The sequence below is a fragment of the Pseudomonas folii genome (genome assembly GCF_014357575.1).
In the GTDB taxonomy this organism is placed as follows: Bacteria; Pseudomonadota; Gammaproteobacteria; order Pseudomonadales; family Pseudomonadaceae; genus Aquipseudomonas; species Aquipseudomonas folii.
Map to the genome: position 1 here is coordinate 1 of NZ_JACONW010000073.1, position 21,133 is coordinate 21,133.

16 protein-coding genes are annotated in these 21,133 nt (G+C 57.1%); 9 read left to right on the forward strand and 7 right to left on the reverse strand.

What is annotated here, in order from left to right; translation table 11 throughout:
- Positions 1-103 precede the first annotated feature (103 nt).
- Positions 104-571 carry a DUF1203 domain-containing protein gene (locus H8S59_RS15670; protein ID WP_187522012.1) on the reverse strand — a complete coding sequence of 156 codons (468 nt, stop codon included), beginning with the start codon at positions 569-571 and terminating at the stop codon, positions 104-106.
- A gap of 178 nt (positions 572-749) precedes the next feature.
- Between H8S59_RS15670 and H8S59_RS15675 the strand changes: the two genes are divergently transcribed.
- From H8S59_RS15675 to H8S59_RS15695, 5 genes are all read left to right on the forward strand, one after another.
- Positions 750-2,471 carry a PAS domain-containing hybrid sensor histidine kinase/response regulator gene (locus H8S59_RS15675; RefSeq protein WP_187522013.1) on the forward strand — a complete coding sequence of 574 codons (1,722 nt, stop codon included), beginning with the start codon at positions 750-752 and terminating at the stop codon, positions 2,469-2,471.
- A 113-nt stretch (positions 2,472-2,584) separates the two neighbouring features.
- Positions 2,585-2,923: a hypothetical protein gene (locus tag H8S59_RS15680; protein ID WP_095100100.1), complete on the forward strand. Its 339-nt coding sequence runs from the start codon at positions 2,585-2,587 to the stop codon at positions 2,921-2,923.
- Positions 2,924-3,143: 220 nt separating this feature from the next.
- Positions 3,144-3,674 carry a glyoxalase superfamily protein gene (locus H8S59_RS15685; protein ID WP_187522014.1) on the forward strand — a complete coding sequence of 177 codons (531 nt, stop codon included), beginning with the start codon at positions 3,144-3,146 and terminating at the stop codon, positions 3,672-3,674.
- 274 nt (positions 3,675-3,948) lie between these two features.
- Positions 3,949-5,307, forward strand: coding sequence for an iron-containing redox enzyme family protein (locus H8S59_RS15690; RefSeq protein WP_187522015.1), 1,359 nt, complete (start codon positions 3,949-3,951; stop codon positions 5,305-5,307).
- Complete coding sequence (locus H8S59_RS15695; RefSeq protein ID WP_187522016.1) at positions 5,307-6,293, forward strand: methyltransferase; 987 nt, start codon at positions 5,307-5,309, stop codon at positions 6,291-6,293. The genes H8S59_RS15690 and H8S59_RS15695 overlap by 1 nt, the downstream gene beginning before the upstream one ends.
- Positions 6,294-6,981: 688 nt before the next feature.
- Here H8S59_RS15695 and H8S59_RS15700 read toward each other — a convergent pair.
- Positions 6,982-8,040, reverse strand: coding sequence for a LacI family DNA-binding transcriptional regulator (locus H8S59_RS15700; RefSeq protein WP_214658354.1), 1,059 nt, complete (start codon positions 8,038-8,040; stop codon positions 6,982-6,984).
- 219 nt (positions 8,041-8,259) lie between these two features.
- Here H8S59_RS15700 and H8S59_RS15705 point away from each other — a divergent pair, with 219 nt between their 5' ends.
- Complete coding sequence (locus H8S59_RS15705) at positions 8,260-9,591, forward strand: MFS transporter (protein ID WP_095100113.1); 1,332 nt, start codon at positions 8,260-8,262, stop codon at positions 9,589-9,591.
- The gene (locus H8S59_RS15710; protein WP_187522018.1) at positions 9,588-11,972 is read left to right on the forward strand and encodes a glycoside hydrolase family 31 protein; all 2,385 of its coding nucleotides are present in this window, start codon (positions 9,588-9,590) and stop codon (positions 11,970-11,972) included. The genes H8S59_RS15705 and H8S59_RS15710 overlap by 4 nt, the downstream gene beginning before the upstream one ends.
- Before the next feature lie 131 nt (positions 11,973-12,103).
- Here H8S59_RS15710 and H8S59_RS15715 read toward each other — a convergent pair whose 3' ends face one another.
- Positions 12,104-12,544, reverse strand: a complete 441-nt coding sequence (locus H8S59_RS15715) for a hypothetical protein (protein ID WP_187522019.1) — start codon at positions 12,542-12,544, stop codon at positions 12,104-12,106.
- A 450-nt stretch (positions 12,545-12,994) separates the two neighbouring features.
- Positions 12,995-13,588 carry a LysE family translocator gene (locus tag H8S59_RS15720; protein ID WP_187522020.1) on the reverse strand — a complete coding sequence of 198 codons (594 nt, stop codon included), beginning with the start codon at positions 13,586-13,588 and terminating at the stop codon, positions 12,995-12,997.
- 95 nt (positions 13,589-13,683) lie between these two features.
- Between H8S59_RS15720 and H8S59_RS15725 the strand changes: the two genes are divergently transcribed.
- On the forward strand, positions 13,684-14,538 hold the full coding sequence (locus tag H8S59_RS15725) for a LysR family transcriptional regulator (RefSeq protein WP_281391309.1): 855 nt from the start codon (positions 13,684-13,686) through the stop codon (positions 14,536-14,538).
- Between the two features lie 54 nt (positions 14,539-14,592).
- On the opposite strand, the gene H8S59_RS15730 is transcribed toward H8S59_RS15725, so the two are convergent.
- Both H8S59_RS15730 and H8S59_RS15735 read right to left on the reverse strand, forming a co-directional pair.
- A complete protein-coding gene (locus H8S59_RS15730) occupies positions 14,593-18,012 on the reverse strand; it encodes a PAS domain S-box protein (RefSeq protein WP_246475335.1) in 3,420 nt (1,139 codons plus the stop codon).
- A gap of 218 nt (positions 18,013-18,230) precedes the next feature.
- A complete protein-coding gene (locus tag H8S59_RS15735) occupies positions 18,231-18,794 on the reverse strand; it encodes a type 1 glutamine amidotransferase domain-containing protein (protein WP_187522023.1) in 564 nt (187 codons plus the stop codon).
- A 257-nt stretch (positions 18,795-19,051) separates the two neighbouring features.
- Here H8S59_RS15735 and H8S59_RS15740 point away from each other — a divergent pair, with 257 nt between their 5' ends.
- Positions 19,052-19,849: a hypothetical protein gene (locus H8S59_RS15740; RefSeq protein WP_187522024.1), complete on the forward strand. Its 798-nt coding sequence runs from the start codon at positions 19,052-19,054 to the stop codon at positions 19,847-19,849.
- A 23-nt stretch (positions 19,850-19,872) separates the two neighbouring features.
- Here the strand turns inward: H8S59_RS15740 and H8S59_RS15745 are convergent, their stop codons facing one another.
- The gene (locus H8S59_RS15745) at positions 19,873-21,117 is read right to left on the reverse strand and encodes a DUF4303 domain-containing protein (protein WP_187522025.1); all 1,245 of its coding nucleotides are present in this window, start codon (positions 21,115-21,117) and stop codon (positions 19,873-19,875) included.
- Positions 21,118-21,133: the final 16 nt, after the last annotated feature.

Consider the following 21,133-nt stretch of genomic DNA (forward strand, 5'->3'; position numbering starts at 1 on the left):
CCTACAGAATCCCGCGTTTGCTGCAACACTGGGCCAGCTCCCACGGGGATTTAAGCTAGCAGGCCAGCATAAAATCTCCCAAAGAAACCACATGATGCCGCGCCTACCCCCGATCAACCCGCCCGGCATAACACCCTCTGCGCGCGTTATGAACATGGATGTAGCTCACCTCGGGATTGGCAAATATCTGCTCGATCACCGTTTCCATCGCTACACCCTCCACGACGTCAGCCTCGATCATCATTCCTTCAGCGTCATAGCCCCGCAGCGACAGCAGGCGGATACGCATCGACTCAGGCACTTGATTGATCGTGTCGTAAGTCTGGCTAGCCCCTTCGCGTATGAAAATCGCGTGTGTGGCTCGGTAAGGGGTCATGGCTGGCTGGCAGACGTGATTCAGTAACAGGACCGTCTCGCCAACTTCCGCATCCAGCAATTCGATGCGGTCAGGGAAGCCTGGTTTTTTGTCGACGTGGTAGCGCATCACGCCCAGCGCTTTCAAAGCGTCATCGGATAAACCAAAAAGCGCCTGAAAAGGTTCCGGGGAGAGGCCTGTGATCCGAAAAGTCATGCTGAGCTCCTGCTAAGTGGGAGCCTTTATCAGACCCGCAACCCAAGAGCATCACACCCCGCTTCTTGCTGTCCAATCCGTATTGCAATCAAAGTGACATCTCACCATTCACGGCTTTTCCCCTGGCTTGTGTGATAATCGCCGATTCGCTCACCTTCCTCCGTACAGAGAACTGCGCATGTCCTATCGGGCACCTCAGGACTTGGCCCTCGACCTTGCACTCTCCGCCCTGCTTGAAGCCCAGGTGCGTGATGGGCATTACGCAAGTCTTGAAGATGCACGTCAGGCGACTCTGCGGATCATGCAAGTTCCCGAGGCCGGAGCCCGGGATGTGACGGCCGAGCAAATCGGTGAGACGGCGCTGCATGACTCCATGGACTTTGCCCGTCTTGCCCTTTCGGCGGTAAGCGGCGTTGGTGTCTGGACCTATGAAGTGTCCAGTGACTGTTTCTACTGCGACGCAGGCATCAGCGAGTTGTACGGCATTGACCCGGTACGGGCGGCGAGCGGCATCAAACGTCAGGATTTTCTCGCCAACGTCCACCCCGACGACCTGGCCGCGCTGCGAAAGACCATGGCGGGCGGGCTGGTCAACAGCGGCGATCTCGAACTCGAATATCGCATCATTCACCCTGACGGCTCGGTCCGCTGGGTGCTTTCTCGTGGCCACACCTATTTCAGTAATACCGGCGAACCGGTGCGGCGCACAGGCGTTGGCATCGAGATGACGGCCCAACGGTTGCTCGAACAGCAACTGCGACAAAGTCAGAAAATGGAAGCCGTCGGCCAACTGACGGGTGGTCTGGCTCATGATTTCAACAACCTGCTGACCGGGATCATCGGCAGCCTGGAGATGATCAGGCTGCGGGTCGCGCAGAATCGCGTCGGCGAAATGGACCGCTACCTCGATGCGGCCCAAGGCGCCTCGCGTCGAGCAGCGGCGCTGCCCCATCGACTGCTGGCCTTCTCGCGCCGCCAGACCCTGGAGCCCGTCGCAACCGACGTCAACCGGCTGGTCGCAAGCATGCTTGAGCTGATTCGCAGCACGATCGGCCCTGCCGTGCAGGTGCAAGTCCACAACGACACCCATCTGTGGCCGACTCAGGTCGATCCAAACCAGCTGGAAAATGCCCTGCTCAACCTGTGCATCAATGCCCGCGACGCCATGCCCGAGGGCGGCACGCTGACCATCCGTACCGGCAATTGCACCCTGCAGGCCAAGGCCGCCGCCGAACGGGATTTGCCGGTAGGCGAGTACCTGACCTTGAGTGTCTGCGACACCGGCAGTGGCATGAGCAGCGACGTGATTGCCCACGCGTTCGACCCGTTCTTCACCACCAAACCCATGGGGGAAGGTACCGGCCTGGGCCTGTCGATGATCTACGGTTTCGTGCGTCAGTCGGGCGGCAGCGTGCATATTCATTCGATCATCAATGTGGGCACTACCATGACCTTGTACCTGCCAAGGTCCCGGGCCGAGGCCGCGCCATCCGATACGCCGTTTGCCCTGCCCCCGCCGCCACTGGCCGAACGCGGCGAAACGGTATTGGTGGTTGATGATGAACACACCGTACGCATGCTGATTCGCGAAGTGCTGGAGGATCTGGGCTATACAGCCATCGAAGCGGAAGACGGGGCCAGTGGGTTGCAAGTGCTGCAATCCAGTCGACACATCGACCTTCTGGTCACTGACGTCGGCCTGCCTGGGGGCATCAACGGCCGTCAGGTAGCAGACGCCGGACGCAGCCTGCGTCCCGACCTGAAAGTGCTGTTCATCACCGGCTATGCCCACAATGCACTGGGCTGGGGAGAACAACTGGAACCGGGCATGCATTTGCTGACCAAGCCGTTTTCCATGGATGAGCTGACCAGTCGCATTAAAAGCGTCATTACCGACTGACGTTCTCTGCCGGTGCTTTACCAAACCTTTACCTGATCCAGACCTCCGCTTACATGAAACGGGTGTTTCATACGTCCATGGCGAACCCACTTACTTTCGCCAAAGGAGACACCATGTTTTCGAAGATGACCCAAGTCCTGATTCTGTCCGGTAGCCTGCTTGTTGCCGGGGCCGCTACCGCTAATGAACGCGACGTGATCGTCCCCGTTATCGCCGGTGCAGCCGTGGGTGCGGTGTTGGCTACCGTGATCAGCCACTCAAGCCGGGATCACGACCGCCCGCGCTATCAGGAATACCGGCCGCAGCCTCGTTACCAGCCGCAATATCAGGCGGTACGTTACGTCCCGGTGCGTCCGGTTGAATACCGCCGCTACGACCCGCCCCGTGGCGGCTATTACGACCACGGTCCCCGCCGGGATTATGATCATGGCCGTGGCCGTGACCGCTGGTAAGGCTTGATCTGCAAGCCGCTGTCATCTGGCAGCGGCTTTTTTCATTCTTCGCATTCCGTCTCCGGGATCGCCTGTGTATGATCGCCACAGGCCAATGCTGCCTGCCGCTCGCTCCCATCGGGAAAGGTGAAAGCATGTTTTCTTCCGAATCCTGCCGCATCTCTTGATAGTCCAGGTTTGGCAACGCGAGCACCAGAAAGCCTAGACTCCAGGAGCTTTCATGTTTTCGATCGAACAAGCCAAGCAAATGGCCAAGCGTCTGCGCGCTGATCTGGCCACGTCCAGTCAGGAAATATCCCACTCTGCCGCACTCGAACTGGTCGCCCATCAATTGGGCCACAAAGACTGGAACACCGCGTCCGCGCTGCTCACCCAGGAAGTTGCCCCAACGGGCATTGCCTTCGACAAATCGATCCCTATCCTGCGATCGTTTGACGAAACCAAAGCACGGGAGTTTTACCTGGACTTCCTCGGTTTCAGCGTTGAATTCGAACACCGGTTCGAAGCAGATCTGCCGCTGTATCTGGGGATAACCCGCGACGGCCTGCAATTGCACCTCTCCGAACACCACGGGGACGCCAGCCCCGGTTCGACGGTATTCATCCCGATGCAGAATGTCGAACTGCTTCGCGATGAATTGCAGGCCAAGCGCTATGGATACGGTCGGCCGGACATCGTCGAGCAAGGCTGGGGCAAAGTGCTGGAGGTTTACGATCCGTTCGGCAATCGGCTGCGGTTTTGTGAGGGGTGAAACAGGCAGCGCCCTAAAACAGACATATAAACTTCTTACTGAAATATCCTTTGTGTAGGAGCCAACTTGTTGGCGAGGCGGCGTGTCAGTCATTACGTCTCGCGAACAAGTTCGCTCCTACCAAGGACGGGGTATGCCAGATTTATAGCTGATCAACAGTCCTCCCCCTCACCCCAAAAAACACACCACCCGTCCTGCTCTTTAAACATTCTTGGAATTTATCCGGGAGCCCCCGCCTCAGACCTACATACCAAGAACATTTGTAGGCTGCCTTATGAACTCTCTGCGCAATTTTGCTGATCGCCTGAACCCGGCAATGCATTCAGATGCGGATGCCAGAACCCTCTACCACCAGCTGTTGAGCGATCCCCAGCAGGTGGATACCCGTACGCTTCGCCAGTTTCTCGAAGTCCACCTTCACGAAGCCCGGCAATGCTCGGTGGATCTTCCTGAAAATCTCGGCGACATGCCCGCGTGGATGGAGGGCAAGGCCAGTGTCGTCGCCAGTGCATACAGAGAGTATCTCGAAGGGCGACATGCCGGAGCTGGCAGACAGTTCTTCGGAAACAAGGCCCACGCCCTTTATTTTCTGCGCCAGGTAGCGCCCACCAAGCTCGTGGACGGGGCCTGGCTGTATGCAGCGATAAAACACACGGACGATTGGCGCTATCACGGCCTGATCCGTACTTATCTGGAAGAACTGGGAGACGGCGATCCCGCGCTGAACCATGTGGTTCTGTACCGCAAGCTTCTGGCCGATCACGACTGCGCGCCGACTGAACCACTGGAAGACGTGCTGTACGTACAAGGCGCGATTCAGCTCGCACTCGCACAACTGGGCGACGAGTATCTGCCAGAGCTGCTCGGGTACAACCTCGGCTACGAACAGCTTCCGTTGCACTTGTTGATTACGTCGTTCGAACTCAACGAGCTGGAAATCGATCCGTATTATTTCACGCTGCACGTCACCATCGACAACGCCAGTAATGGGCACGCTCACAAAGCGGTACAAACCGTTCTTGACCTGTTGCCGACCGACGACACCCGGGATGAATTCATTGAGCGGCTGCGCGCTGGCTATGCCCTGAATGAACTGGGTACCGGCACGAAAGAAGTCATTGCCAGCTTTGATCTGGAGAACGAAGTCGTGGCCATGCTGGAGCGCAAGCGTTCCTTTGGTCAGTACATGCACTCCGATTATTGCCGCCTGGACGGGCTGACCATCAACCAGTGGCTGGGCGAGCCCGGACGTAGCCGAGCGTTCCTCACCGTTCTTGAAAACAAAGGCTGGATCAAACGCAATCAGGACCCGACCCAAAGTCGCTTCTGGCAACTGATCGACGGCCCGGGAGCGGTGATGTTTGGCGTGTTCAGCGGTTATGAAATGCAACTGCTGCGGGACTGGATTGCTGGGGATTGGGCTGACGAAAGTGCATCGGCCAACAGCAATCCGTTTCGCGCACGGTTCCGGCGTCGGGCGACTCCCGCCTCGGTATCAACAAAGCAGCTCAAGGCCAACGGTTCAACTGAACGACTAATCAGCCTGCTGTCCCCTTCTCAACACTCAACGCCTGAGGGGCTGATTGCTACCCGGGCATACTCCAGTCAACTTGCTCAAGGATCTTTAGCGTGATGGACCACACCACTGCATCGTCGTCGTTTACGGACGCCACCAATATTGAAGAGCAGACCCATGATCTGGCACTTGTCCAACTGGGTCGCCGACTCCAGGCCGACGAGTACAGATTCGTTACGGTGACGCCGCTGACCCATCAGCGTAATAACGAGCGCGAGCAAAACCGCAAGGCGCGTGACCTGCGCGATATCTTTGGCTGGAACCGGCCGTTTGAAACGCAACTGCTGCCAGAGGCGGAAATTAAAGCGCTGTTGGCCAGCGGGATCATCCGCGCACATGCTGGTTTGTTGCTCAGCGAGGTGCGCTGGTCGAGCTTGCAGGACCTGCTTTTCGTGCACTCAGGTTTCCCGACCATTTCAAACGATGCTGTCTTTTTCGGTCCCGACACCTACCGCTTCGCCCAAGCCATTGAAGAGCATCTGAGAACCTCGATGCATCCAGTGCGAACGGCAGCAGATATTGGTTGTGGTAGCGGTATGGGAGCCATCCTCATCGCTAAATCCAGACCCCACGCGCAGGTGCTGGCCCTGGACATCAACCCGACGGCTCTGCGGTTTACTGCGGTTAACGCTTCGCTGGCCGAAATCGAGAACGTGCACGCCTGGCACAGTGATTTGCTGGAAAGCACTTCCGGCGAGTTCGACCTTATCGTCGCCAACCCGCCCTACATGCAGGACAGCCAGAAACGAGCCTATCGCCATGGTGGCGGACGCTTGGGTTCAGAGCTTTCGGTGCGCATCGTTGAGCAAGCGATGGACCGCCTGGCGCTGGGCGGTAGCCTGCTGCTTTACACCGGCACGCCGTGGGTCGATGGGGTGGATCTGTTCCTGGAACACGCCCTGCTATTGATTGATCGCCCAGGTTTCGCGTGGTCATACCGCGAGATGGACCCGGATGTATTCGGTGAGGAACTGGAGACCGAAAACTACGCTCAGGCAGAACGAATTGCTGCAGTGGTGTTAACGGTGACCCGGACGGCGTGACGGATCCTGGCAAGACGGAGATTGTTGCGTGGGACCGGATTCATCCGGGAAGGCGGCGTTTCTGATTGCGCAAATCCTGTGAATTTACCGGCCTCTCGCGAATGAATTCGCTCCTACCGGTTGGACGTGGCCTCGGGCTTGTGATGGACTCGTGGGACCGGATTTGTCCGGGAAGGCGGTGTTCCTGATTACGCAAATCCTGTGAATGTACCGGCCTCTCGCGAATGAATTCGCTCCTACCGGTTGGGAGTGGCCTCGGGTTCGTGATGAGCCCGTGGGACCGGATTCATCCAGGAAGGCGGCGTTTCTGATTGCGCAAATCCTGTGAATTTACCGGCCTCTCGCGAATGAATTCGCTCCTACCGGTTGGGCGTGGCCTCGGGCTTGTGATGGACTCGTGGGACCGGATTCATCCGGGAAGGCGGTGTTCCTGATCATGCAAATGTTGTGAATGTACCGGCCCCTCGCGAATGAATTCGCTCCTACCGGTTGGGCGTGGCCTCGGGCTTGTGATGGACTCGTGGAACCGGATTGATCTGGGAAGGCGATGTTTCTGATCGCGCAAATCCTGTGAATGTACCGGCCTCTCGCGAATGAATTCGCTCCTACCGGTTGGGCGTGGCCTCGGGTTCGTGATGAGCCCGTGGGACCGCATTTATCCGGGAAGGCGGCGTTTCTGATGAGCCGCTCAATCATAAATAATCTTCTGGTAGACCGGGGTTTGCTTAGCACTGTGTTTGATACGCCGCACCGAGCTGCCGGTGATCAGTTGCCCGCCCAGAAGAAGATTGCCACAAGGCGATCGCGGTTCGAAGAGGCGCTGTCTTAATACCCTGATTGCTTCCGCACCCAACTCATCGCGAGGAACGTGGAGTGTAGTGAGAGGTATGTCGTTGATGTCAGCCAGATTGAAGCCATCCATGCTCATGACCGAAACGTCCTGAGGCACCTTCAAGCCCGCACTCTGTAGAGCTTTAACAGCACCGGCTGCCATGAAGTCGCCACCGGCAAGAATCGCGGTAGGTCTGTCATCGGGTGCGCAATCGGCAATAAATGCCGCCACCCGCGCTTCCGCCTCGGCACTGCCGAAGCCCTCAGTAATGATCTGATGGTTCGCGTCGACAAACTCGAGATTTTGCTCCTTCCAGGCATCGCGAATGCCGCGCATGCGCAGGTCCATCGTGTAGCGCCTGAGGCACTGCAACGTCAGTACGTTTCGATGGCCCATCTGAAACAGATAATTGATCGCAAATTGACCGATCAATAAGTGGTCGGGCGATATGGAAGGCAGGCGCATGCTGCGATCAATGCAGTTGATCAGCACGGCAGGCTTACTGAGATCAGCTGCAAGTTGGTGAATATGTGGATCATCAATCCCGATCAAAATCGCCGCATCGGTTTCTTTCTGATTCATCTTCTCCAGAAACAGCGATGCGTCGCTGTCGACTTCCTCAAGTTCGCAATAACGAACTCGAACATCATGCTGTGCAACCGCCTGCGTGATGCCTTGGATAACCTTGTAGTAGAAGATATCCGAGCGGACATTAAAGGCACGCGAGGGTGCAAAGATGGTCAGCCCGTTAAGCAAAAAACGGCCATTGGCGAGGTCTTCCATTACTCCACGCTGACGCGCCACCGCCAGCACTTTCTGCCTCGCCGCTGCGCTGGTATTTGATTTACCGGCAAGCACTCGGGAAACCGTCGCGATCGACAATCCCGTCTGCGAAGCGATCTCGGTAATGCGCAACGTTCCCACCGCGACTGATCCATTGAGACAATTTATGTAAAAGCTTTCATATCAGAAAAAGGCCACAAGTCCTAGCGTACTTTGATATCAGCCAATCAACCCGCCATGAAAATGTAAATTTATACATCGTTAATTCTGTACGGGGCACAAGCTGTTGCCCTAGCGTAGAGCCTCTAATAAAAACAAAACGCCGGAAAATCCGGCACAGGCGAAGAATTGATGACCATCGATATCGACCGCAATGCTCGACTTTCGGCCAAGCGAAAATTCATCCCGCACCTGCGTTGGTGGATGCTCTCTCTGTTTCTACTGGGCGTCACCGTCAACTACATCACCCGCAATTCACTGGGCATATTGGCTCCGGAACTGAAATCCACGTTTAGTATGTCGACTGAACAATACTCGTGGGTGGTTGCCGCTTTTCAACTGGCTTACACCCTCTTCCAACCGATATGCGGATGGTTGATCGATGTTATCGGGTTAAAACTCGGCTTCGTGGTGTGTGCCGTCATATGGTCGGTGATGTGCCTTTTGCATGCCGGCGCAGCGAGCTGGGTACATCTGGCGATCCTGCGCTTCTTCATGGGTGCCTCGGAGGCTGCCGCCACACCCGCGAATGCCAAAGCAATCGGCGACTGGTTCCCCAAAAAGGAACGGCCTATCGCTGCAGGCTGGGCTGGTGTCGGCTTCTCATTGGGGGCCATGTTAGCGCCGCCCATCATCTATCTCGCCCACGTATCGCTGGGCTGGCAGGGGGCATTTTTAATTTCCGGTGGCATCGGTCTGGTGTGGGCCGCCCTCTGGGCCTGGCTTTACCATGCTCCCGCCATCCACCCTCGCCTTTCGCCCTCTGAACGTGAACACATTCAACAGGACGGCGAAAAAACCGGCCAGCAAATGCCGTTTTTCAAAGCGCTGAAAAAGATCGGTCGGGACAAGCGGTTTTACGGTATCGCCCTCCCCGCCTTTATGGCCGAACCTGCCTGGGCAGTCATGAGTTTCTGGGTGCCGCTGTACCTGGCCAGCGAACGAGGCATGGACCTCAAGCAAATCGTCCTGTTTGCCTGGGTGCCCTTTCTGGCAGCGGACCTGGGCAGTATCGCCAGCGGTTATCTATCCCGCGCCTACCTCCGAATATTCAAATGCACGCGGGTCAACTCAATCGTTGCGAGTTCGATCACGGGCGCGTTTCTGATGTTTTCATTAGCCGTCATGACTCAAGTGAAAGACCCCTATGTGGCGATCGCGCTGATTTCAGTCGGTGGTTTTGGTCATCAGATTATCTCCTGCATGTTGAGCGCACTGGTGGTGGAGACCTTTGATCGGGACGAATTGGCGACGGTTAACGGCATGCGGGGTTCTTGCGCCTGGATTGCCAGCTTTATCTTCTCGCTGATCATTGGGGTCAGCGTCGACAAAATAGGCTTCAACCCACTGTTCATCGCCATGGGGCTCTTCGATTTTATAGGGGCAATTTTCATGATTATGTTTATCGCGGACCGTAGCCAATCCAAACCCAAGCCCAAATCTGAAGTGGTGCACCCACAATGAAATCACTCAAAACCTGGAAGTTGCACGCTCAGCAACAAGGCTATGTCGAGCTGCTGGTCGAGGGCCGACACGTGTTCCGCATCTATATGCTCGAAGACGGTTTGGCCCGTGTCCTGCTGATGCGCGAAGGCTCATTGGCACTGGATAGAACCTGGAGCATTGCGCCGAAAGAAGATGTCGCCTGGGAGGGACGCTCTCGCGACTCTGTAGCCGATTTTTCCTTGCCCGCGTATCAGGTCGAAGCGCTTCAGGACCGACTGATCATCAACACCCAGACACTGCGCGTCACCGTGCATCAGCCGCTGTGGTTGCAGTGGGAGTTCCACGACGGACTGGACTGGAAGCCACTGGTTTCGGATCGCCCCACCGGTGCCTATTCGCTCAACGCCCATGGTGATGGCGTGGAGCATTTCCAGTTGCGCGCACCTGAACACCGCTACTATGGCCTCGGCGAAAAAACCGGCGATTTGAACCGCACCGGCAGACGTTTCGAAATGCGCAATCTTGACGCCATGGGCTACAACGCGTCGAGCACCGACCCGCTTTATAAACACATTCCCTTCGTCATTACCCATCAGCAAGACGCAAGCTTCGGGATGTTTTACGACAACCTGAACACCAGCCTCTTTGATCTGGGCAACGAGCTGGATAATTACCACCGTCCCTATCGCCGCTACAAAGCGGATGCGGGGGATCTCGACTATTGGGTCCTCGCAGGCCCCCGCGTACTCGACGTGACCAAGGCCTTCGTCCGCCTGACCGGACGCACATTGTTCCTGCCTAAATGGAGTCTGGGCTACAGCGGCTCAACCATGCATTACACCGATGCCGACAACGCTCAAGAACAGCTACTTGGATTTCTGGATCTCTGCCGTCAACACGAGATTCCTTGTGACTCATTTCAGCTGTCGTCCGGGTATACATCGATTGGTGACAAACGCTATGTATTCAACTGGAATTACGACAAAGTCCCGGCACCAAAGGCTCTGGCGCAAGCGTACCGTGATGCTGGCGTCAGACTGATTGCCAACATAAAACCGTGTCTGCTGCAGGACCATCCACGCTACTCCGAAGTGGCCGAGCAGAGGCTGTTTGTGACCGACTCGGAGTACGACCAGCCAGAACGGTCGGTTTTCTGGGACGACGAGGGTTCGCACCTGGACTTCACCAATCCAGAGGCGATTCGCTGGTGGCAGTCAAACGTCACCTCACAGCTTCTGGAAATGGGCATTGATTGCACGTGGAACGACAACAACGAATATGAGGTGTGGGACGGCGAGGCACGTTGCCAGGGTTTTGGCCGCGAGATAGCGATCAAACATATCCGGCCGGTCATGGCGCTGTTGATGATGAGAGCCTCGCTAGAGGCGCAGCAGCGATTTGCTCCGTCAGAGCGCCCTTACCTTATCTCTCGCTCGGGTTGTGCCGGGATGCAACGCTACGTTCAAACCTGGAGTGGCGACAACCGGACCAACTGGAACACCATCCGCTACAACACCCGTATGGGTCTGGGCATGAGTCTGTCGGGGTTGTACAACGTAGGGCACGATGTCGGCGGGTTCTCTGGCAATAAACCAGATCCCGAGCTGTTTGTTCGCTGGGTGCAGAATGGCGTGATGCACCCCCGTTTCACGATCCATTCCTGGAACGAAGACGGCACTGTAAACGAGCCATGGATGCATCCCTCGGTAACTGATGCGATCCGTGACGCCATCCACCTCAGATACCGGTTGATGCCTTATTTCTATACCTTGCTGTGGCAGGCGAGTCACGAAGACGAGCCCATCCTGCGGCCAACCTTTCTGGACCACGAGCACGACCCGCAGACGTTCGAAGAGAACGACGAGTTCCTGCTGGGCCGGGACATACTGGTTGCCAGTGTCGTGGAGCAAGGTGCACGCCAGCGCGAGGTGTGGCTACCCATGAATGAGACGGGCTGGTGCGACTGGCACACCGGTGACTGGTACGAAAGTGGCCAATACGTGTCTCTCGATGCGCCGCTGGAGTGCTTGCCATTGCTGGTACGTGGAGGCGCTGCCATCCCCGTCGGTGAATGCCACCAGCTTAACGACTCATCCCTTGATCGGCATCGCGAGCTGGTGATTTTCCCTGCACCTTCAGGCTCCGTCAGCGGGGTTTTGTTCGAAGATGACGGCATTAGTCATGGGTGGAAAAACGGCAGCCGCCTGATGATCAACTGGACCCTTGAATATGGCCCCGATTTCATCGATTTGCAGATCGCTAAAACAGGGAGTTTTCGTCCAGCGTGGGAGCAGCTTGAGGTGTCGCTGAAGGTTGCGGATGCAAGAACTTTGAGGATCAATGGCAATAGCCGAACGACTTTAGGATTGGCCGACATTCCGGATCACGAACTTCATTGATCCGCTGAGATACTGCCCTCTCGATCCAGGAGGGCGGACTCAAATGGAATGTTCAAGACTTTTTTATCGTTGCATGACCTTCCCGCAATGAATGCCGACTCGCGAGAAAATCTATCGCTCAAACAAACTGATCAGCGATTGTTCTGAACCACGTTGAAATAATCGCTTCGGCGCAATCGCAAACTGTAGACCCATACCACAACCAGAAGAAGTGCCTGCCCGGCTGATGGCAGCACATATATGACCCTGTTGAACATGCCTGAATGTCGATAAAAAATCTCCGGCATCATGACGGGGGCCAGGAACACACCGAAGAACAGGGCCACCAACAGATACCCTGATGATTTTTTGCTACGAGCCCACAACAGCACACTACCCACCATCAACAAGATGAAGATCATAACAACCGGAAACAGCTGGTAGATGGGAAAATCGCCAAACCACGCACTTTCCCAACCCTCGGTCACCAACCAGTAAGCGATCTTGAACGCAATAAAAAAGCAGTAGAGAACGGCGACAGCAACCAGAATTGGCCGCTGGGCTCTTCGTGCCGGTTGCTCGGTAAGGTCCATCTTATTGATCCTGATAATGCGAGGGGCACCCATTATGAAACGACATTACGGTTTTGAAAATCCAAAACAGCGATTGCGTACCAGACGCAGGCTGTGAATCCCTCTCGTCTTGAGGTCTGTTCTGGCATATCTGATATGGACGAGCAGCATATGCTTAACGCGACGCTAACGGCCCAGGCTGGCACTTAACGCCTGACAAAGAAGTTATCTACCCGGAAAGCAGTAGCGAACGCAAAACCCTCTACTTCGACGAGCGCTGGAGAAGCTCCGATTACAAACCGTTCACACCAGGACCCTGGGTAATACGGCATGGCGACCATTCAGGACGAACGCATTCGTAGACTCCAGCTCAAGAAAATACCAATGTATGAATTGATCACTTTTCTGTAGGAGGGAGCTTGCTCGCGATGCGGGCTGTCATTAACACCCGATTGCCATACAGGACAAAGCTTAAAGCCAGATCGGCACAACAGACGCAACCAGCAACGCCCCCAAAGCCCCATTCAAAACTCGCCATTGACGCTCACTCTCCAGCAACCTTGACAGGGCCAACCCAGCAAAGCACCACAACGCCAGCGACCCCATCGAAAACATCCCAAATATCAAACCCAGCAACAGCGCCAGCGACCCCGCCCCTTGGGTCAGTGAAGCAAACGAAGCAGCAGCACTGAACGTCATCGCCCAAGCCTTGGGGTTTTGCCAGAGCAGCCAGATGCCCGCAAGAAAACTCCCAGGCCTTTCACTAGTCCCTGCTGTGCCAGGCTTACCCCGCCGCGCGACCTGCCAAGCCAGCCAGAGTAGATAAAGCGAGCCAACCAGTTTCATTGCCAATTGCAACGAGGGTGCAGCCAACACAAGACCACCCAAACCGCCCGCCGCTGCTACAGCCATCGTAGCCAAACCAAACGATATTCCGCATAGCAACGGAAGCGAGCGCGCCCAGCCAAAGTTTGCACCAGATGCCGTCGCCAACGTGGTCGCACCACCCGGGCTAATAGTGGCGACCAACACAAAGAGTAAAAGCGGCAATAGAGGTTCGAACATAACGAGTCTTCCTGGAGGGTCTCGACTTAATACCGAGTTGCCGACTAGCATGGAAGCTAATGTTTCTAATCCATTGCATTACGAGTGCTTATGCCATGCGTGCTCTAGACCTTGTGCTCCTGCGCAGCTTCGTCGTAGTTGCCGAACAACGCAGCATGACCGCCGCAGCTCAACTGCTGCACGTCACCCAAGGCGCCGTCAGCCAACAGATTAGAAGGCTCGAAGAAGTGCTTGGCGCAGCACTACTCATCCGCGACCGACGCGGCATCCGCCTCGCACCTACGGGAGAGCGCCTGTTCATCAAAGCCCAGCAAATGCTCGCGCTTAACCAGCAGATCTGGGCCGACGTAAACAGCGGTGCCATACAGGGCCAAGTACGCTTGGGCGTGCCGTACGACCTGGCAGGTGCCTGGATTGCGCCGGCGCTCAAATCGTTTATCGAAGCCCTTCCCCAAGTGGAACTGTCCTTGAAATGCGGCGCGTCAACAGACCTGAAAACCGAAGTCGACAACGGCTCACTGGATCTGGCGATCATCGAAGAAACCGTCGCCGACGCTAGTGGCGAATGCCTGTCGATCGAACGTCTTGTCTGGGTCGGCGCCAGCGGAGGAACCGCCTTTCTTAAAACGCCATTAGCGGTATCTCTGGTTGCGGATACCTGTGCGTTTCGCGAGCCAGTAATTGCAGCACTCCAGCAGCAGGAACGGCAATGGAAGATGGTGTTTGAAAGCGGGAGTCTTGAGACTACTGTGGCGATGGTTAACAGTGATTTGGCGGTGTCGGTATGGTTGAAGTCTGCGGTGCCACCGGGCTTGGAGATTTTACCGATGGAGGCGCGGCTGCCAGAACTACCGGGGTTTGTGATTTCGCTGCTCCGACCCAAAGGGACTGCGAGTGCCGCAGTTGAGGAGCTTGTTCGTTGTGTTCACGGGCGAGTCCGATCTGGGTGACAGGAGCCTGGGGCTGAATGCAAAACCCGATTGACCCAAGCCCCTTTGGAGGTTTCAGGATTCGCCGCCGAGTCGAGACAGGCTTGCCGCAAGTTCGTCCTTGCGGAACGGTTTGGAAAGTCGCGGAATATCGGCATCAAGCCCCTCACGTTCGGCATAACCCGAGACCAGAAGAATCGCAGTTCCAGGCCGGGAAGTACGGACCAGTCTGGCCAGATCGGTGCCACTGATGCCCGGCATCAGGTGGTCTGTGACGAGCAGATTGAATGGCTGTCCGGCGTCGAGTAATTGCAAAGCCTCCTCGCCTGATGCGGCCTCAATCACGCGATAGCCCAGGTCCGCCAGCATGTATGAAGTGCTTGCGCGTACCAGTTCTTCATCGTCGACCAACAGCGCAACGCCACGCACCGATTGTCGCTCCGGCGCCTCGACGATGCGCAAGACTGCTGCGGGTACGGTCATGCTGCGCGGTAGCCAAAGCTCAACGTTCGTTCCCAGGCCGGGCAAGCTCTGAAGGGTGAGCGCGCCGTTCAACTGGGATGCCAGTCCATGCACCATCGAGAGGCCGAGCCCCGTTCCTTTGCCGACACCCTTGGTCGAAAAGAACGGCTCCACAGCGCGGGCGAGCGTCGCCGCGTCCATCCCCGTGCCGGTGTCTGCAACAGACAGGCAAAGATATTCGCCAGTCGGAAGCCTCGAGCGATGGCTGGCACTGACCCACTCAGTGCTTGCAGATATCCGCATCGTGCCACCCTCAAGCATCGCATCGCGCGCGTTTACGGAGAGGTTCAGGAGCGCCATTTCGAGCTGGTTCGGATCCGCCATCGCTGCTGGCAGATTCTCCGGAGCATCGACGACGACTTTGATTTGCGGACCCGTGGTGCTGGCCACAAGATCGCCCATGTCGCTGACCAGCTTCGCAACGTCCACCGGAACCGCCTGCAGCGGTTGACGACGAGCGAAGGCAAGCAACCGCTGCACGAGTGTTTTCGCACGATCCGCCGATTGCAGGGCACCTGAAATCAGCCGCTGTTCTCGCTCGCCGCCCACGGCTCTTCGCTGAAGCATGTCGAGGGTGCCAACGATCGGGGTGAGCAGGTTGTTGAAGTCGTGAGCTACGCCGCCGGTAAGCTGCCCCATTGCTTCCATCTTCTGACTCTGGCGCAACGCTTGCTGGACTTCTTCCCGTTCGGCGATGGCCTGGGAGATCCTCGCTTCGAGCGTCGCATTGAGCTCTCGCAACTCCTCCTCGGCCGCCTTGCGGGCGGTGACATCAACCACGGTGCCGGTAAAGCGCAGGCAGCGGTCGGCCGCATCAAATACCGCCCGGCCCTTGGCCGCTACCCAGCGAACAATGCCATCCTCAAGGCCAATGGTGCGGTAGTCCACTTCGTAGAGGGCACGGCGCTCAGGGTCGACGGCTGCTGCGAAGGCCTCGCTCGTTGCTTCCCGGTCATCGGGATGCAAGCCGTCATAGAAGTTCTGCAACGTGACCGGCACATCAGCGGAGATGCCGAACATGGCCTTGGTCTGTGGCGGCCAGATGAGCGTGTCATGAACCAGGTCCACGTCCCAGAAGCCAATATCAGCATTTTCCACGGCAAGTCGCAGTCGCTCCTCGCTTTCGCGCAGGCGCATCTCGGCGCCCACCCGTTCGACATGCGCCCAGCAACGCTCGACGACTTCCCTGACCAGGGATATTTCGGATAGCTGCCAGTCCCGAGGCTGATCTTGATGAACCGCCATCATTGCCGTCAGTCGGCCATCCTTCACAAGCGGACAGCAAATGATTGCGTCGATGCCGATGGCTCGAAAGGTCTCAAGGCCTTCACCGCGGCCAAGCTCTGCGACGACGTCACGTATGATCAACGTGCAACCCGCACGCATGTCATCCGCAGCCCGAGGTCCAAAAAGGTCGAGGCTATAGGCGCCAACCGAACTCTGGATACCGGGCGCATTGTAGTCACTGCGAATCCAGAACCGGTCGTGGTCGATGTCCACATCCGCATAGGCGCAGCGCGATACGTTGAGCTTGCGGCCGAGCAATTCGGTCGCGGCAAGCATCGCGTCTTCGGCATGCTGGATATTGAAAAGCCGGTTGTCGAGCTCATCGAAGAAGCGCAATCGCGACGCGCTCTCTTGCAACGCCGCCTCCGCCTGGTGCTCGGCCGTACGGTCGCGGAAGATTTTCACAAAGCCGCCATGGTCCATGGCGAGGGGCATCATCAATCCCGATCCCCAGAAGCGCGTACCGTTTTTGCGAACGTGCCAGCGTTCATTGACGGCACGCCCCTGCTCCCCGGCAACTTTGAGTTCATTGTGGAACACCCGCCCGGCCTGATCGGTGTCTGTGTAGAAAAAGTCGCCATTGCGACCCTCTACCTCCTCGGCGTCGTAGCCGACCACACGCTGGGCACCGATATTCCAGCTCGATATCGTCCCGTGCGCGTCGAAGGTGATAATCGCGAAGTCCTCTGCACCTTCAACGATCTGGCAGTATCGCGCCTCACTGACCCGAATCGCAGCCTTCGCCCGGGCACGGTGCACGACGATCCCCACTGTCTGGACAACGAAGTCAACGATCTGAATATCCGACGACAGCGGCTGACGCGACTCATGGTGATACATGACAAAAGCGCCGAGCTCATTGCCCTGCGCCGAGCGTATAGGGAATGACCAGCAGGCGTGCAGGCCATGTTCGATGGCCTTCTCCCGGAATCCGGCCCACAACGGGTCGTTCGCGATGTCAGACATAAGCAATGGCTCGCTCCGGAACGCCGGAGTGCCGAAAGAACCCGGGTTGCGGCCGACAATGACGTCTTCTACGGCGTCATTGTAGGCGTCGGGAAGGCTTGGGCCTGCGCAATGCTGCAACTGCTGCCCTTTCTCATCCAGAAGCAGGATGCTTCCCAGGAAACGGGATGTGGACAACGCTTCCACCTCGAGAACGATCGCATCCAGTGCGACGTTGAGAGGCGTCTCTTCGACGGCCAGTTTCAAAATACGATTCTGTGCATCGCCCAACGCAGCAGCGCGATTGCGTGCCTGGGTGAGGCGCGCATTCTCAATGGCAATCGTCGCCAGGCGTGCCAGACTTTCCAGCCTTTTGATCGTATCGGGATCGTGATCGCGAACATCCGACCAGTAAGCCCCAAGCGCCGCGACCGAAATAGGTTGGCCTATAGGCACCATCACCATGCTGCGCACAAAAGTTGGTGAATAGGCGTCCTGAGGGATGCGCGGATCGAGCCGGACGTCACGGATGGCGACCGTCTCGCTGTGATGCATGACCCACCCCGAAATGCAGTGGTCCACCGGGAAAGTGAGACCTTGCCAAAGCGGTGACACTGCATCTTCCGCGACATAAGAACAGCGTCCGTCATGTTCAATGACGACCGCAACGCCTTCCGCTCCGACAGCGGCACGCGCCGTGTCGCGAAGCACGGCGACGACCTCTTCTACAGACCGCGCCATCACCAGTCGCTCACTGGCGTCCAGCACATGTGACAAGCGCTCATCGACGCCTGGAACTACCGGAACAGATGGCAAACGGATCTCCCAACGACGGCCGCAAAATCTATGTTCCACGGACGGGATTAAAATGAATGATGCTAAAGAGACACTATATAGACCATCCCGTCTCGTCGTGCAGAAATGCGACCATCGAGCATCTCGCTAACGTACTTCCAGTCTTATGCCCCGGCAAGCGCAGCCGCGATAGCCTCGTTGAAGGCCGGGATATCATCCGGAGTACGTGAAGTGATCAAGGTCCATCCATTGGCCTGGCATTGCTTGACCTCGGCATCAACCCACCCTGCCGCACCGGCATTTTCCAGATCGAGCTTGACGCTCGGGTATGAAGTGAGGGTCTTGCCAGCGATCACACCAGCGTTGATCAGCAACCACGGCCCGTGGCAAATCGCAGCGATGACCTTACCCGCATCCGCGAATTCCTTGACCAGACGCTGAGCATTCTCATCCAGTCGCAGCGTATCAGCATTGACCGTGCCGCCTGGAATCACCAGCGCATCAAAATCCGACGCCTTCAGCCCGGCCAGCGCAGTCTGCGACTCGACAGTGCGATCTTTCTCTGTGTCTTGAACAAATGTCTGGGCAGTACCGCCTTCACTCGAGCCATGGGTGACCGAAGCACCCTGCGCTTTGAGCGCTTCCAGCGGTTTAATCAGTTCGTCCCGCTCGATCCCCGTGTTGGAGGTGATGAACAATACGTTTTTGCCTGCCAGTTGGTTACTCATAATGGTCACTCCGTCCTCTTATCAAGGTAATGAAATTGAGGCGTGCGGGTGGTGATTCATCCGACGCGTTGAAGATGGGAGGCCAGAGCGGTTTTGAAAGTTCAGCTGGATTTATATTGGTGTGATTGGGCGGGCGAAGCTTGAAGACAAAGTCCCGGTTAACTGTGCGACGTGTGGTGTGGTTTTCGACACGCACATTGACCAGCGTCCAAACCTGCGCAACGATCTGGCACTACTCACTGCCGAGGCACTGAACGTTGAATCATAAAAAACTACTGGGCTATCTGCCCGGCGATCTGGTTGAGCCGATCACCCATGACGTTGCGCGGGTGACTGCATGGGAGATGCTTGGCCCTGAAAAAATCCCCCATGAGCTACTGACTGCCCAAGTGCTTAAGAAGGTGTTCTTGCGTTGGGATTGTGTGTTGCAGGGCCCCCGCGATGAGGCCAGCCCACACTACAAAGACCTGGTGTGTCTGACGATGGCGGCCGTGCTTCATCGTCATGGATTTCAAGACGAGGCATTGACCCAAGCTGCGCTGGAGGCGGTCGACAGGCTTAATGAGCAGGTCGTGCTGAGCGATACCTTCGAACGCAACAGCGATGCCATCAAGGCGCTGCTGACTTCGCCACCGACACCCTTGGTACGACGCCCGTCGTTCGACAAAAACGTCACGTTCTTGCGAGAGGGCGACGTCCTTTCAGTACAGATCGGCGAATGGTTTTATGCGATCTACGTCCATAGCATCCTGGGTAATCACGAAGCCCCGGTGGTCGAGATTTACGATTTCGCCTCACGCCAGCGCCCAGGGCCTGAAGACCTCCGGCACTGCAAGGCCAAAGGGCAGCGCTACAATGACGGCGTGATGCGTATCGCACAGCACGCGCCTTATGGGCTACGGGATGTACCGGACAGGGCCAGGCAGTTTCAGATCATCGCCAGCGGCTTGCCCGCGCCCCGTGTCGATCATTTACAACCGTCGATTGGGTTATTCGCCGTAAGTGACCCGTTCACCCTCCTGGAAGAAATACAGCGCGCCTTCGGTCACGATTGAAAGCTCCCCGATTGAACAGCCCCTTAGCGCTGCATCGCCTCCAAGCCAACGCCCGCGACGTAACGCACCTGCTCATCGGTATCCTGTGTTGCCCGGCGTAGCGCCTCGATGGCCCGACGCGCGTCGCCGGGCAGCAAGCCACGGTTATTCAATCCACTTACCGCATGACGACGAATGGCAACGTGGGGTGAAGCCAGTCCGCGCAAGGCTTCGCTGACATCAGCAGTAGTGGTATCGATTTGGTGGTAGAACTCTTCAAATTTCTCTTCAACCGCAGCCCGAACCTCAGGACGTTGATCAAGCAGACGCTCAAGGGGCCTGTAATCCAGCACCGGTGGCTGCACGCCTCGCCAGCGGAAACTGTCAAAGTTAGCGCAGATCCCCGCGACTGCGACGTCGGGCGCTTGTTGCATAAGCCAGTCGACGTCTTCAAGGTAACCCAAAGCTTTCGCGCACCAGTTGCGGGTCGGTTGCTCATGGGCTTCAATCGCCTGTCGGCGCAGGGCCTGGATCACAGGCTCATCAGCAATGCCGGCCAGCCCGAGAATTCGCGCGGCAGCGGTAGGTTCTTTATGCCTGTTGAGCTCCTCGATAAGCGCTGCCTGTGCGGGACGGCCGTTGGCAATCAACCACGGCTCTGCGTCTTCCCCGGAAACACCATCAAAACAATGTAAGCGGCTGACGTAAAACGCGGCCTGCTCGGCGAGCGGCAAGGCAGCGACTTCGCGCAGCTGGTTTTCAATGGCCAGTTCGACAGGGAAATTCTCCTCGAACTGCTGGCGCGTCATGCTGCGCTTGGCCAAGGCGGTATAGCCACCAAAGTCATGAAAAATCACCACGAAGCCTGGCGTCACACCAGGGTGCCCACTGAAATGGCGGCCCAGCGCCCTGGCGGCACGGCTGACGGTGACCAGAAAGCGTCGCTCCGCCGCTTGCCATTCGCGCGGACGAAGCCAATTGGCATAGGCTTGCAGCTCATCATCAAGCGGCTTGAACTGCTCAGTCGCGCAGATTTCCCAATCCCAGCGCCAGTCCGCCGGGTTCCACTTCACCGAACTGAAGCTTTCATCGTCGTCATCAGGGAAGTCTTCGCTGAGCGCCTGCAGGCTGTTTGCCCCAAAGCTGGGCAGCGACAGAACGCCTTCTTCTTCCCGGTAGCTGGCATGAAACGCTGCGGCGTACACAGGGCTGCCGCCTTCATCGAGCAGCGTTTGCAATGTTTGTCTGGCGGCGTCGAACAGCGCCTGTTCCAGAGCTTTCCAATTCATCATTCAGGTCCTTGCT

Coding starts and splice junctions, on each gene's coding strand:
- H8S59_RS15670 (WP_187522012.1), bottom strand. CDS start 571: ATGACTTTTCGGATCACAGGCCTCTCCCCGGAACCTTTTCAGGCGCTT.
- H8S59_RS15675 (WP_187522013.1), top strand. CDS start 750: ATGTCCTATCGGGCACCTCAGGACTTGGCCCTCGACCTTGCACTCTCC.
- H8S59_RS15680 (WP_095100100.1), top strand. CDS start 2,585: ATGTTTTCGAAGATGACCCAAGTCCTGATTCTGTCCGGTAGCCTGCTT.
- H8S59_RS15685 (WP_187522014.1), top strand. CDS start 3,144: ATGTTTTCGATCGAACAAGCCAAGCAAATGGCCAAGCGTCTGCGCGCT.
- H8S59_RS15690 (WP_187522015.1), top strand. CDS start 3,949: ATGAACTCTCTGCGCAATTTTGCTGATCGCCTGAACCCGGCAATGCAT.
- H8S59_RS15695 (WP_187522016.1), top strand. CDS start 5,307: ATGGACCACACCACTGCATCGTCGTCGTTTACGGACGCCACCAATATT.
- H8S59_RS15705 (WP_095100113.1), top strand. CDS start 8,260: ATGACCATCGATATCGACCGCAATGCTCGACTTTCGGCCAAGCGAAAA.
- H8S59_RS15710 (WP_187522018.1), top strand. CDS start 9,588: ATGAAATCACTCAAAACCTGGAAGTTGCACGCTCAGCAACAAGGCTAT.
- H8S59_RS15715 (WP_187522019.1), bottom strand. CDS start 12,544: ATGGACCTTACCGAGCAACCGGCACGAAGAGCCCAGCGGCCAATTCTG.
- H8S59_RS15720 (WP_187522020.1), bottom strand. CDS start 13,588: ATGTTCGAACCTCTATTGCCGCTTTTACTCTTTGTGTTGGTCGCCACT.
- H8S59_RS15725 (WP_281391309.1), top strand. CDS start 13,684: ATGCGTGCTCTAGACCTTGTGCTCCTGCGCAGCTTCGTCGTAGTTGCC.
- H8S59_RS15730 (WP_246475335.1), bottom strand. CDS start 18,012: ATGGCGCGGTCTGTAGAAGAGGTCGTCGCCGTGCTTCGCGACACGGCG.
- H8S59_RS15735 (WP_187522023.1), bottom strand. CDS start 18,794: ATGAGTAACCAACTGGCAGGCAAAAACGTATTGTTCATCACCTCCAAC.
- H8S59_RS15745 (WP_187522025.1), bottom strand. CDS start 21,117: ATGAATTGGAAAGCTCTGGAACAGGCGCTGTTCGACGCCGCCAGACAA.